Here is a 13,152-nt window from a genome sequence, read left to right on the forward strand (position 1 = left end):
AATTTATGATCACACGAAAAATTGCTTTTGTATTTCTTTTTTTGAACTTCTTGAATTTGTCTTATTCTCAAAAGTATAATGCAATTGATAGTATTGTATCGAAATATCCAAATTTTGCAGATACAGAAAAACTGGCAGAACGAATTCAAAAAGATTTTACTACAGAATACGATAAAGCAAGAACGATTTACAGTTGGATTACGCTTAATATTGAATATGATGCAAAAAAGTTTTTCAATCCTTCGGTTCCAAAATCATTTATTTCTAAAGACCCAACTGAAATTGACAGAGAAATAAAGAAGTATATAGATAATGAGATAAAGAAAACGTTTAGAAGTAAAAAAGGAGTCTGTGAGGATTTTTCTCGTTTATATGAACAAATTGGTACTTTGTCAGGTTTAAATGTAAAGGTAATCAATGGAGATGCAAAAATTGATTTTAATGATATCGGTAGAAAAAGATTGTACAGTAGGCACGCATGGAATGTAGTAGAAATTGATGGTAAATGGATCTTGATAGATGTTACTTGGGGAGAAGGCTATCTAGATTACAAAACAAAAACAACAGTTAAAGAATTTACACCAGTTTATTTTGATACAGATCCGAAATATTTTTATGCTTTACATTTCCCTGAATCTGAATATAAAAACCTTAAAGATAAAGAGGTTTATTTGAATGGACCATTAATTTATAATCAAACGATAGAAAGAGATTGTGAGATTTTAATGCCAAAGTCGGGTATTGTTACCGCAAACATCGGAGATGAAATTTTGTTTAAAATTAAAAATCTATCAGAATTCGATGATTTATATTGTTTTGATGACGATGGCCAAGAAATTGAAATGTTTGATGTAAGAGAGAAAAATAATGTATTAGAATTTGAGATTTTATGTCAAAAGAAGAGAAATCAGTTTGTTACACTTTATCGACATTATAAAGCTATTGCTTCTTTTAAAATAATATCAAAGCAATAATAAATTAAGCTGAATCTCACTCAGATCATTTTCTTCTTCTGACGAAATGATGTATCTTAGCAGGAATGATCCGAATTTGAACATTATGGAAGCAACTTTTCTGAAATCGATCCTCGATAATGATTTCTATAAATTTACGATGCAGCATGCTGTAATCAAACTTTTTCCGAAAGCAAAAGTTCGTTACGGATTCATAAATCGTGGTAAACATATTTTTCCAGATGGTTTTGCAGATTTACTTCGAAATGCTGTAGACGCAATGGCTGATCTTCGTTTAACTAAAGAAGAAAAAAACTATCTGGCACATTATTGTCCCTATCTCGATCCAACTTATTTAGATTTTCTGCAAGGATATCGTTACGATCCATCTGAAGTTCATATTACTCAAGAAGGTTCAGAAATAAAAGTTACTGTTGAAGGATTTTGGTACAGAACCATTTTATGGGAAGTGCCTTTAATGGCTTTGATTTCGGAACTTTTTTATAAATCAAATCATTTGATTCGTCTAAATGATGAAGCGGTAAAAAAACTTACCAAAGAGAAAATCGATAATTATAATAAACTTGGAGTTTCGATTTTAGAATTTGGAACGAGACGTCGCCATTCTTACGATGTTCATGATTTGGTAAATGAAACTTTACGAACAAACGGTGGAAATAGTTTTATTGGAACCAGTAATGTACATTTTGCAATGGTTAATAATAGAAGACCTTTGGGAACTCATGCACATGAGTGGTTTATGTTTCATGCCGCACAATATGGTTTTCAAATGGCCAATTATTTAAGTCTTGAAAATTGGACAAAAGTATATGGAGGCGATCTTGGAATAGCTTTGAAGGACACTTACACCACAGAGATTTTTTTCAATCAGTTTGATAAAAAATATTCTAAACTTTTTGATGGTGTGCGTCACGATAGCGGCGATCCGATTGAATTTGCTCAAAAAGTGATTTCACATTACTCCAAAATGGGAATTGATCCAAAATCAAAAGCTATAGTTTTTTCTGATTCTCTCAATTTCGAAAAAGTAAAAAAGATTGCAGATTTCTGTCAAGATAAAATAAAAATGTCATTCGGAATTGGGACAAATTTCACTAATGATGTAGGCCTTCCTGCTATGAATATGGTGATTAAATTAACCGACACAAAACCAGATAATGTACATTGGCAAGGCGTTGTTAAACTTTCAGATGAAAAAAACAAAAACACCGGAACGCCCGAAATGATTGCATTGGCGAAAGAAGTGCTCGGAATCAAATAGTGTTTTTTTGCTGAAAATGCAGTTTTTACATAATTTTAGTGTTCGTTTTATTTTAAAATCAATTTAAATAGATTTTTAACTGTTATTATTCGTAACAAAAAGAAAATACACTTTCATTTTTTGCTAAGAAATGGTACATTAGCAAAAAATCCTAAATTCATTTATGCTAGAGCAAAATCAATACAACGAAGATAATATTCGTTCACTCGATTGGAAGGAACATATTCGTATGCGTCCGGGTATGTACATCGGGAAATTAGGGGACGGATCATCACCGGATGATGGTATTTATATTCTTTTAAAAGAGGTTTTAGACAACTGTATCGATGAGTTCGTTATGGGTGCTGGTAAGACTATCGAAGTATCTATAAAAGACAAAACAGTTTCTGTTCGTGATTATGGACGTGGAATTCCGTTAGGAAAAGTGGTCGATGTAGTTTCGAAAATGAATACTGGAGGAAAGTACGATTCTAAAGCTTTCCAGAAATCAGTTGGTTTAAATGGTGTCGGAACAAAAGCTGTAAATGCACTTTCTACTTTTTTTCGTGTAGAATCGGTTCGTGATGACAAACAAAAAGGAGCGGAGTTTTCGGCTGGAAATTTAGTTTTAGAAGAAGATGTAATCGATACGACCAAGCGTAAAGGGACAAAAGTTGTTTTTACGCCAGATGAAACTATTTTCAAAAACTATAAATTCCGTTTAGAATATGTAATCAAAATGGTCAAAAACTATTGTTATCTAAACAATGGTTTGACGATTATTTTCAATGGAGAAAAATACTATTCAGAAAACGGACTTCGTGATTTATTAGAAGAAACCATCAATGAAGAAGATCTAGAATACCCAATTATTCATTTAAAAGATCACGATATTGAGGTTGCGTTAACACACAGTAAAACGCAATACAGTGAAGAATATCATTCTTTCGTAAACGGTCAGAATACAACACAAGGAGGAACGCACTTAGCGGCTTACCGTGAGGCGGTTGTAAAAACAATTCGTGAATTTTACAATAAGAATTTCGAGGCATCAGATGTTCGAAAATCGATTGTAAGTGCAATTAGTATTAAAGTAATGGAACCGGTTTTTGAGTCTCAGACTAAAACCAAATTAGGTTCTACCGATATGGGTTCAGATGATGGAACTCCGGCAGTTTCTGTTCGTACTTTCGTTAACGATTTCATCAAAACGAAACTGGACAATTATCTGCATAAAAACCCGCCGACAGCCGAAGCTTTATTACGTAAAATTCTTCAGGCAGAACGTGAAAGAAAAGAATTGTCAGGAATTAGAAAACTGGCGACAGATCGTGCTAAAAAGGCCAATCTTCACAATAAAAAATTAAGAGATTGCCGTGCGCATCTTCCAGATACCAAAAACCCAAGAAACTTAGAAAGCACGCTTTTTATTACCGAGGGAGATTCGGCTTCTGGATCGATTACAAAGTCGCGTGACGTAAATACACAAGCGGTTTTCAGTTTACGTGGTAAACCTTTGAATTCATACGGAATGTCTAAAAAAATTGTGTATGAAAACGAAGAATTCAATTTGTTGCAAGCTGCACTTGATATAGAAGATGGATTGGAAAAATTACGCTACAACAACATTGTAATCGCAACCGATGCCGATGTCGACGGAATGCACATTCGTTTGCTTTTAATTACGTTTTTTCTTCAGTTTTTCCCTGAATTAATCAAAGAAGGACATTTGTATATTTTGCAGACACCACTTTTCAGGGTTCGAAACAAAAAAGAAACCATTTATTGTTATTCTGAAGAAGAAAGAAAAGACGCGATCGAGAAATTAAAACCAAAACCAGAAATCACACGATTTAAAGGTTTGGGAGAGATTTCGCCAGATGAGTTCAAAAACTTTATTGGGGACACAATTCGCCTTGATCCTGTTATGATGGATAAACATACTTCGATTGAGCAGTTATTATCTTTCTATATGGGGAAAAATACTCCAGATAGACAAGAGTTTATTATCAAGAATTTGAAAGTTGAGATTGATGAATTGGAGGAGGCTTAATAGATGGAAAAGAAAAAATTGATATACGCAGCAATTGTATTTATTTTAAGTTTTGCTTTAACTTATACTGTAATAAAAATGTATAAAAATAGGCAAAGCAAAGAAACAGTTGAAAATATTAAGGATAAATAAAATAATATCGGAATCAAAATAAATGAAAGACGAAGAAGACGACAACATAATTCCAAACGACGACGAGAATAATCAAGAGGAAAACCTGATGGATGATAATCAGGATGGAAATGACGATGAGATTATTGATGTAGACGCGAAGCATTTTGAAGGAGCGCATTTTTACGAAAATCAGGAAGAAGAAGGAGAAGACGTTATTACCAAAGTAACCGGAATGTACAAAGACTGGTTCTTGGATTATGCTTCGTATGTAATCTTGGAACGTGCAGTTCCTGCTATCGAGGACGGATTTAAACCAGTTCAGCGTCGTATTATGCACTCTTTAAAAGAGTTGGATGATGGTCGTTATAATAAAGTTGCCAATGTTGTTGGTCACACCATGCAGTATCACCCACACGGAGATGCGAGTATTGGTGACGCTATGGTACAAATTGGTCAGAAAGATTTATTGATTGACTGCCAAGGAAACTGGGGAAATATTTTAACAGGAGACGGTGCTGCGGCGCCCCGTTATATTGAGGCACGTTTATCTAAATTTGCTTTGGAGGTTTTATATTCTCCAAAAATTACAGAATGGGGATTATCGTATGATGGTAGAAAAGCTGAACCGATTAATCTTCCAGTAAAATTCCCATTGCTTTTAGCTCAAGGTGCAGAAGGTATTGCAGTTGGTCTTTCGACAAAAGTTCTTCCTCATAACTTCAACGAATTGATTGATGCTTCGATTAAAATCTTAAAAGGAAAGCCATTTACGCTTTATCCTGATTTTATGACGCAAGGTATTGCCGACGTTTCGAATTACAATGACGGAATGCGTGGCGGTCGTGTGCGTGTGCGTGCTAAAATTTCGCAATTAGACAAAAATACATTGGTGATTACACAGATTCCGTTTTCGACCAATACATCGAGTTTAATTGACAGTATTTTGAAAGCCAATGAAAAAGGTAAAATCAAAATCAAGAAAATTGAGGATAACACCGCTGCCGATGTAGAGATTTTAATTCATCTTTTTCCAGGTGTTTCGCCAGACAAAACAATTGATGCCTTGTTTGCTTTTACAGCTTGTGAAACTTCTGTAGCGCCTTTAGGATGTGTGATCGAAGACAATAAACCGTTGTTTATTGGAGTTTCTCAAATGTTGAAAATTTCAACACAGAGAACAGTCGATTTACTTCGTCAGGAATTAGAAATTCAGTTAGAAGAATTAAAAAATAAATGGCATTTTTCTACTTTAGAAAAAATCTTCATTCGTGAAGAAATGTATATCGACTTCAAATTGTATGGAGACAGAGAATCACTTTACAAATATTTATACGATCGTTTTGAGCCTTTCAAAAAATCATTCGTAAGAGAAATCAACGATGATGATTTACAAAGACTGACTCAAATTCCAATGATTCGTATTACACGTTTCGACTCTGATAAAGCAGATGATTTAATCGCGAAGTTAGAAGACGAGATGAAAGAAGTAGAGCATAATCTGGAACATTTAACAGATTTTGCAATTGCTTATTTCACCAAATTAAAAGAGAAATACGGAAAAGGACGTGAACGTCAGACAGAATTACGTGTTTTTGATAACGTTGAAGCTACAAAAGTAGTTTTACGTAACACAAAACTTTATGTAAATCGCGAAGAAGGTTTCGTAGGAACGAGTTTAAAGAAAGACGAATATGTAGGAGATTGTTCTGATATTGATGATGTTATCGTGTTTTTACGTGACGGTACATTGATGATTACTAAAGTCGATGCTAAAACTTTTATCGGAAAAGATATTATACACGCCGCCGTTTTTGATAAAAACGATAAACGTACTATTTATAACATGATGTATCGTGATGGTAAATCAGGTCCGTCTTATATTAAGCGTTTTAATGTTACTGGTGTAACGCGTGATAAAGCTTACGATTTAACAAACGGCACAAACGGTTCTCAGGTAGTTTATTTTTCACATAATCCAAATGGAGAAGCTGAGGTTGTGACTATTTTATTGCGCCAAGTTGGAACGATCAAAAAACTAAAATTCGATATTGATTTTGCTAAGTTAGCAATCAAAGGAAGAGGTTCTAAAGGAAACTTAGTTACTAAATATCCAATCAAGAAAATTGAATTAAAAGAAAAAGGTATTTCGACTTTATTGCCAAGAAAAGTTTGGTTTGATGATACCGTAAAACGCTTGAATGTAGACGCGAGGGGAGAATTATTGGGAGAATTTAAACCTACAGATAAAATCTTAGTAATTAGCCAGTCAGGAAAATTAAAGGTAATTATTCCAGAATTATCGACTCATTTCGATGAAGATATGATAGTCTTGGAAAAATGGAAACCTAAAAAACCAATCTCGGCTATTTATTACGATGGTGAAAAAGAACGTTACTTCTTAAAGCGTTTCTTAGTTGAAAATGAAGGAAAAGAAGAAAGCTTTATTACAGATCATCCAAATTCGCAGTTAGAGATCGTTTCGACGGATTATCGTCCTGTAGCACAATTGGTTTTTGCAAAAGTAAAAGGCGTTCAAAAAGACGATTTGCATATTGATGTAGAGGACTTTATAGCCGTGAAAGGTTTTAAAGCTCTTGGAAACCAATTAACGACTGATAAGTTAAGACAAGTAAACTTGTTAGATCCACTTCCTTACGAAGAACCAGTAGAAGAAGTTCCAGAAAAACCAGAAATATCAGAAGATGATCCGGTTGAGACAGAATTAGATGATGATGGCCAAATAGGTTTGGTTTTAGAATAAAAAGAGAAAAGCGCTAAGATTTATTTCCTAGCGCTTTTTTATTGTTTTTTGAGGTTGCCAATATTTAATTTTCAATAGTTGCAATTTCTTCTTTAATCCATTTTACTTGATTGTTTTCAATAAGAACAAAAACGATATCACCATCTTTTACTTCACCAGATATTATTTTTTTAGCTAAAGGTCTTCTCAAATGGCTTCTGATAATACTTTTAAGAGGTCTAGCTCCGTATTTGGCATTAAAACCATTTTCTGCCAGATAAAGTTTAGTTTCAATTGGGATATTGACCGTAATATTAATGTTTTTCAATAAATCCATGAATTCTTTTTTGAGATGTACTTCAAAGATCTTTAATGCATTATCTTTACTAATAGGCGCAAAAGGGACAATTTCAGTTAGACGGCCTAAAAATTCTGGTCTAAAATAATTTGCCATGATTTCTGTTAAAGAATTTGAAGTAGGGATTTCATTATTATTGAATGAGTTCACAATATGATCAGCACCAATATTTGATGTAAAAAGAATAATGGCATTCGAGAAATCACCTTCTTTTCCTAAACGATCGTGAAGTTTACCCTCGTCCATAATCTGAAGGAAAATATCAAAAACAGAAGGATGCGCTTTTTCGATTTCATCAAATAAAACAATAGAGTAGGGTTTTTCCCGAATCTTGTTTATTAGCAAGCCTCCAGCGTCATACCCTACGTATCCTGGCGGGGAGCCATGAAATGGAAACTTCATTTGATCCTGTAGTGGCGATGATGCTGAATGCATTATCATATGAATTGGAAAAAGTAGCTCACGAACTCGAAGATTCTAAAACCCGTGTTGTCGAAAGGGTTTTAGAAATTATGTTTCCAGAAGTGACATCTGGAGCGAAACCCGCCAGGGCTATTGTGCAAGCATTGCCAATAGAGAATAATATTAAAGTTTCTCTGCAAAATCAAATGACAGCAAACAGAAGGATTCATAATATTTATAATCCGTTGGCGCCAATTGCAAAAGATATTGTGCTTGCGCCGACTTTGGAAGTAAAGTTGTCTGCCTGCGAAATAAAATATATTGCCTACGAAAGAAATCTGCATAAGATATCCAATCTTTTTTATAAAGATATTGTTAGGAATTATAATCATACTCTGCCAGCAGGAGAGATTGTTCTGGGAATCGAATTAAGCAGCGAAAGGGTATCAGAGTTAGATGATTTAATGTTATATATCGATATTAAAAACACTCATCAGAAAGAGATGTTTCATTATTATTTAAAACAAATGAAATGCTTTCATGATGATAAAGAGATAGAAGTAAAAGAAGGCTATAATGTACCTTTAAATAACCTCGATATTAACGGAATTATTAATAATAACTATTCAAACTTAACTGAAATTCTACAGGAGGTGAACGAGTTTTACTTTGATAATTTTTATACTTTAAAAGGGAATTTGAAATATAAAAGTATAAATGAATATGGCTCAGAATATAAAGCTTTTGCAGAAATAGCAGATAAAAATGAAAAGCCAGTTATTTGGTTAAAGATGATATTTCCGGAATCATTAGTTCCTCAAATTATCGATAATGTTTCTTTTACAGCAAACTGTATTCCTGTAATTAATAAGAAGAAACATTCCTTAACTAAGACATTGAATACTTTTCTGTCTTATATAGCTTTAGACACAAAGAATGATATTTTTCTAGATATAGACACTGTTGTAGATGGGTTAAACAGGCGTTACGAAATAAAAGAATTTAAGGAAGGTATTTTAGAAGAAGGAAATGCAGTATTAAGAGCAGGAGGAGTTTCCAGATTTGATTCTAGAACGGCTTCTGAATTATTGCAAAATGTGTTAGATTTATTAAAAGACGAAAGTTCTTCTTTTGCAGGTTTGGGAAAAGACTTTATGAACAGCTCTTTAGTTGAGATTAATCAGTTATTAGCTTCGGTAGAACAACAGGCAAAAGAAAGCAATTTTTCCAAAAATAATGATCCTTATTTGATGATTAAGCCCAAAGCAGACGAGTCAATAGGAAAATCATTTAAGATTAGCTATTGGTCAACATGTGCAGATGAAGGAAACGATATTAAAGCAGGAACCATTCTGGAATGTAAGGATGATTTGTTTTTTGTAAGTAATAGCACTACGCTAATGACCAACACTACGGGAGGTTTAAATAAACAAAGCAATAAAGACAGAATCTTAGCTTATAGAAATGCTTTATTGACACGTGGAAGAATTGTTACTTTTGCAGATATAAAAGCTTTTGGTTTTAGTCATTTTAAGAGTACAATAGAAGATATTAAAATTGAAAAAGGAACGCGAAAGGAAATCTCTGTAAAAGCAGGATTTAGCAGAACGGTCGATATTTATATTAAAACAAATCCTGAAGAGAAACAGCATTTGTCCAATTCGGAGTGGGAGTATTTGTGTGATAGTTTCATGAAGAATCTTAAAAATAAGTCATCAAATGTATATCCTTATCGCATGTTTGTTGATTAAGAAAAGTAAAAAACGCCGAAAAATATACTTTTCGGCGTTTTTGTTGAATTGAGGTTTTATTTTGGTTTTACTGGTATTTTTTATCCGTAAGTGTCTTCATAAAAGCAACAAGCGCTTTTTCTTCTTTGATAGTTAAATTCAGTTTATCGAAAGGAAGTGTTTGATTTTCTACTTCGTAACCCAAACCAATTCCACCTCCTTTGTTGTAGAAAGAAACTACCTCTTCCAGCGTTTTAAAAACTCCGTTATGCATGTACGGAGCTGTAACAGCCGAATTTCTAACCGTTGGTGTTTTGAAAGCACCAACTAATTGTGGCATTTGATTGTATATATAGCGACCTTTATCGGGACTTAATTTCTTTCCAGAAGCTTCACTAGGAGTTCCAATAACTTCGTGTTCTGTTTTGGAATAACTTGGCGGAACTGTTCCGTTAAATAGAGGCGTAAAATGACAGGTCGCACATTTGGCTTTTCCCATAAAAAGATTCATTCCCTCAATTTCTTCGTTGTTTAACGCATTTTTGTTTCCACGCATATATTCATCAAATCTGGAATCAAAAGCATTTAAAGAACGTACATAGCCTGCTATGGCATTTTGAATCTGCCAAGCTTCAGGTTTTGTGTTTTTTGGATAGGCTTTTTTGAAGAGAGCAACATATTCTTTGTCTTGCTGAATTTTAGCATGAATGTTTTCCATTGAACCATGCATTTCATCTTTATTCTGAATCACATCGACGCTTTGTTTTTCTAAATCCAATTGGCGCATATCCCAAAATTGAGCATTCTGTAGAGAAGCATAGGTTAGAGTGGGAGTGTTTCTAGGTAAACTCATTCCAGTCAATGAAACGTTTGTTTTTAAGCCGTCTGTAAAAGCCTTTTCAGGATTATGGCAGGTTGCACAGCTTCGGTCATTGTTTTTGGAAAGACCTTTATCATAAAATAATTTTTCTCCCAAAACTGCTTTTTCTTTGGTATAATTATATTCTTCAGAAAGTACAAAAGCGTTTACATCAAAAGCATCTTTATCAAATAAAGTTTCAATAGTTGGTTTTAATGGGCTACTTTTCTTTACATTTTTTATTTTTTCTTCTTTCTGAAAAGCTTTTAAATTTTTAGAAATCGGATTTAGGTATTCACTAATAAAAGCAGCGCGGTTAAAAGCATTAAAATTATTATTGTCAGTGCAATATTTTTGAGCTTTTTTAGTGATTTCTTTTAAAGCAGACAATGATTTATTACCTGCATTAATTTTTTCAAGAGTTTCGGGAATTGAGATTAAACTTTCTCCAGCTTCCGGAATTGAAGATTGCAAAATCGGACTATCAAAACCGGTAATTCCCAAAGCAATAACTCTGAAAACATTCTGCTGAATGGCATCCAAAACATAATCATCACTTATCGTAATGACTTCAAAAGTACTTTTAAGCTGTTTAATATTCGATTGAAAAATATTTAATTCTCGTATTAAGTCTTCTTTGCTTTTGCTGTCATATTCTGGATAAATCATTTCTTCCATAACTTGAAAGCCATGAGGTTCAAAAGATCTGTTTTCTTCCAATTCCATTTCGTCCAGAGCTGGTCCGTTCATAAAACGTGCAGTTTCGGGAATAAAGTATTCAATTGCCCATTCTGTTTTTTTATAAGCCAAACGGGATTTTTTAAATTGGGCTACAATTTCTTTTGGAGAAGCATTTGTAGTTACTAATTTTTGAAATTGTACAATCTCATTGTTTAGTTTACCTAAATCAATAAGCAAATCTTGTTTGATAGTCGGTTTTGAAGCCTCATTTTCTTTACATGAAAAGAAAAAAGAAAGCAGTATAAATAAAAAAGTAAAGTGCTTTAATTTCATAATAGTATTGTAAATAGAAACAACCCCTATTGAAAAATAAGGGCTGTTTTTATGATTTTAAACGAAATTATTATCGCTGTACGTTTCTAATAATTACAGTTTGTCCGCCTTCTTTGTTGGTTTGAGTTCCAGAACCGTCAGCATTTTTAAATGCATCGCTCTGCCAAGTGTGAGGGTGAATGTTTACTGTGAAAGTATTTGGAACACCAATGATCTCTGAAATATCTTCCATGGCACCGTATTCCCAGCTTCCAAATCTCATTTCGCCAGATTGGTTGTAAAGTGTATTCCAAGCCACATCTGTTCTCTTGTGGTTCATGTTTAGCCAAGCTTTGTTTTGTTTAGAAGCAATGTTGTATTGCCAAATGTATGAATCGTGTTGAGCAGCTGCATAATAACTGTCGCCATCTTCCTGAATGTAAACGTAATTTTCAGTAACACATAAGTTATCCGGATTGATGATTCCTGTCCCTGGAGTACTGTCACCTTCAACAGCCAATTCTAAAGTTCCTTTTAATGGGTTTGTAGCGTCTAATTTCAGTTTATAAACTCTTCCCCACATTGTATATCCGTCAACAGGAGCATTATTTGTTGCTTGTCCAGTTGCAGTAAAGTAGATTTCTCTATTGTTACTTGCGCTTCCTTTTCTGTAATCTACGTCTTCAACTCTTGAAAAACGAATTGCTTTCAAATCGTTTACAGTTGTATTAATCACAGCTCCAGTTAAGTTTTTAGCATTTGGAATTTCAACAAATTCAACTGGATAAGAATTGTTTAATGTGATAGTTGTTTCAACCTGATTTCCGTCAGTTCTTTTTAGAGCATAAAGTTTTCCGTTTGATAAATCACCAACAGTACTTACATACATAATCAGCTGACCAGCACTTACGTGAGATGTTGCATAAGATTGATCTTCTCCAATTAAAATAACAGTTTTTCCAGGGTAAGCCTCTTTTGGAAGCGGAACAGCGTTTTCCATACTTGCTTTTCCTAAAGCTGGTAAAACTCTGTCGGTTCTTGCTTTGTCTGTAGATAATCCAAGCGGGTTAATTCCGTGAACCATACTTTCTTGACCGCTTTCTCCAGCAGTTAAAAACATTGGGCCAAATCCGTGAATTTCTGGAGTTGCTAAAGTTGCGGAGCATAAACGAGTTAAACCTCCAACACCATCAACAATGTAATCACCTTTTACAGGCTTGAAAGTTTTATCTAAATATACTCTTGATACAGATTGAATAATTTCGTGGTTTGTAATCAAGATGTATCCATCACCATTTGGATCTTTCATCAATCCAGCTCCATCTGGCTGTGCTCCATAAACAAAAGAAGGTGAATTAGGAAGAACATCGGCACTTGTAATTAAAGTACTGATTTTTAGATTTTCAAATCCTGTCATCGGATAAACAAATGCAGGGATTTTTGATTGTGAGGTAAAATCGATGCTAGCATTTACATCGTTTTTCGAATCTTTGTCATCATTTTGACAGCTTACTAAGGAAAGAGACGCTATTCCAAATAAAGCAATAGATTTAAGAAGGTTAGTTTTCATAATTGTTTTTGTGTTTTTTTTTGATAGAACAAAGCTATCTTTCCAAAACAAAATACAGGTTATGTTAATTTTTTCTTAATGCTAATAATTGTAAGTCTTGTATTATCAAATAGTAAATA

The 13,152-nt window shown here is 33.7% G+C and carries 8 protein-coding genes and 1 pseudogene; 6 read left to right on the forward strand and 3 right to left on the reverse strand.

Annotation, left to right across the window (positions count from 1 at the left end; genetic code table 11):
- Positions 1 to 5 precede the first annotated feature (5 nt).
- The 5 genes from HNP35_RS16225 (at position 6) to HNP35_RS16240 (ending at position 7,142) form a co-directional block, all read left to right on the forward strand.
- Positions 6 to 974 carry a transglutaminase domain-containing protein gene (locus HNP35_RS16225; RefSeq protein WP_184164396.1) on the forward strand — a complete coding sequence of 323 codons (969 nt, stop codon included), beginning with the start codon at positions 6 to 8 and terminating at the stop codon, positions 972 to 974.
- An 85-nt stretch (positions 975 to 1,059) separates the two neighbouring features.
- Entirely contained in the window at positions 1,060 to 2,235 is a 1,176-nt protein-coding gene (pncB, locus tag HNP35_RS16230) for a nicotinate phosphoribosyltransferase (protein WP_184164399.1), read from the forward strand.
- Between the two features lie 163 nt (positions 2,236 to 2,398).
- Positions 2,399 to 4,267, forward strand: a complete 1,869-nt coding sequence (locus HNP35_RS16235; RefSeq protein WP_184164403.1) for a DNA topoisomerase IV subunit B — start codon at positions 2,399 to 2,401, stop codon at positions 4,265 to 4,267.
- 3 nt (positions 4,268 to 4,270) lie between these two features.
- Entirely contained in the window at positions 4,271 to 4,399 is a 129-nt protein-coding gene (locus HNP35_RS23935; protein WP_260402250.1) for a hypothetical protein, read from the forward strand.
- A 22-nt stretch (positions 4,400 to 4,421) separates the two neighbouring features.
- Positions 4,422 to 7,142, forward strand: coding sequence for a DNA gyrase/topoisomerase IV subunit A (locus HNP35_RS16240; RefSeq protein WP_184164406.1), 2,721 nt, complete (start codon positions 4,422 to 4,424; stop codon positions 7,140 to 7,142).
- Between the two features lie 64 nt (positions 7,143 to 7,206).
- Here HNP35_RS16240 and HNP35_RS16245 read toward each other — a convergent pair.
- Positions 7,207 to 7,866 (reverse strand): annotated as a pseudogene (locus HNP35_RS16245) (AAA family ATPase); the annotation flags it as partial.
- 2 nt (positions 7,867 to 7,868) lie between these two features.
- Here HNP35_RS16245 and HNP35_RS16250 point away from each other — a divergent pair.
- Positions 7,869 to 9,632 carry a type VI secretion system baseplate subunit TssF gene (locus HNP35_RS16250; RefSeq protein ID WP_184164409.1) on the forward strand — a complete coding sequence of 588 codons (1,764 nt, stop codon included), beginning with the start codon at positions 7,869 to 7,871 and terminating at the stop codon, positions 9,630 to 9,632.
- A gap of 67 nt (positions 9,633 to 9,699) precedes the next feature.
- On the opposite strand, the gene HNP35_RS16255 is transcribed toward HNP35_RS16250, so the two are convergent.
- Both HNP35_RS16255 and HNP35_RS16260 read right to left on the reverse strand, forming a co-directional pair.
- Entirely contained in the window at positions 9,700 to 11,484 is a 1,785-nt protein-coding gene (locus tag HNP35_RS16255) for a cytochrome-c peroxidase (protein ID WP_184164412.1), read from the reverse strand.
- Positions 11,485 to 11,554: 70 nt separating this feature from the next.
- Positions 11,555 to 13,033 carry a hypothetical protein gene (locus HNP35_RS16260; protein ID WP_184164415.1) on the reverse strand — a complete coding sequence of 493 codons (1,479 nt, stop codon included), beginning with the start codon at positions 13,031 to 13,033 and terminating at the stop codon, positions 11,555 to 11,557.
- Between the last annotated feature and the right edge of the window lie 119 nt (positions 13,034 to 13,152).

It is taken from the genome of Flavobacterium notoginsengisoli (genome assembly GCF_014207905.1).
Classification (GTDB): Bacteria; Bacteroidota; Bacteroidia; order Flavobacteriales; family Flavobacteriaceae; genus Flavobacterium; species Flavobacterium notoginsengisoli_A.

Bases quoted from the DNA above. Each gene is read 5' to 3' on its own strand.
- HNP35_RS16225 (WP_184164396.1), top strand. From the start codon at position 6: ATGATCACACGAAAAATTGCTTTTGTATTTCTTTTTTTGAACTTCTTG.
- pncB (WP_184164399.1), top strand. From the start codon at position 1,060: ATGGAAGCAACTTTTCTGAAATCGATCCTCGATAATGATTTCTATAAA.
- HNP35_RS16235 (WP_184164403.1), top strand. From the start codon at position 2,399: ATGCTAGAGCAAAATCAATACAACGAAGATAATATTCGTTCACTCGAT.
- HNP35_RS23935 (WP_260402250.1), top strand. From the start codon at position 4,271: ATGGAAAAGAAAAAATTGATATACGCAGCAATTGTATTTATTTTAAGT.
- HNP35_RS16240 (WP_184164406.1), top strand. From the start codon at position 4,422: ATGAAAGACGAAGAAGACGACAACATAATTCCAAACGACGACGAGAAT.
- HNP35_RS16250 (WP_184164409.1), top strand. From the start codon at position 7,869: ATGGAAACTTCATTTGATCCTGTAGTGGCGATGATGCTGAATGCATTA.
- HNP35_RS16255 (WP_184164412.1), bottom strand. From the start codon at position 11,484: ATGAAATTAAAGCACTTTACTTTTTTATTTATACTGCTTTCTTTTTTC.
- HNP35_RS16260 (WP_184164415.1), bottom strand. From the start codon at position 13,033: ATGAAAACTAACCTTCTTAAATCTATTGCTTTATTTGGAATAGCGTCT.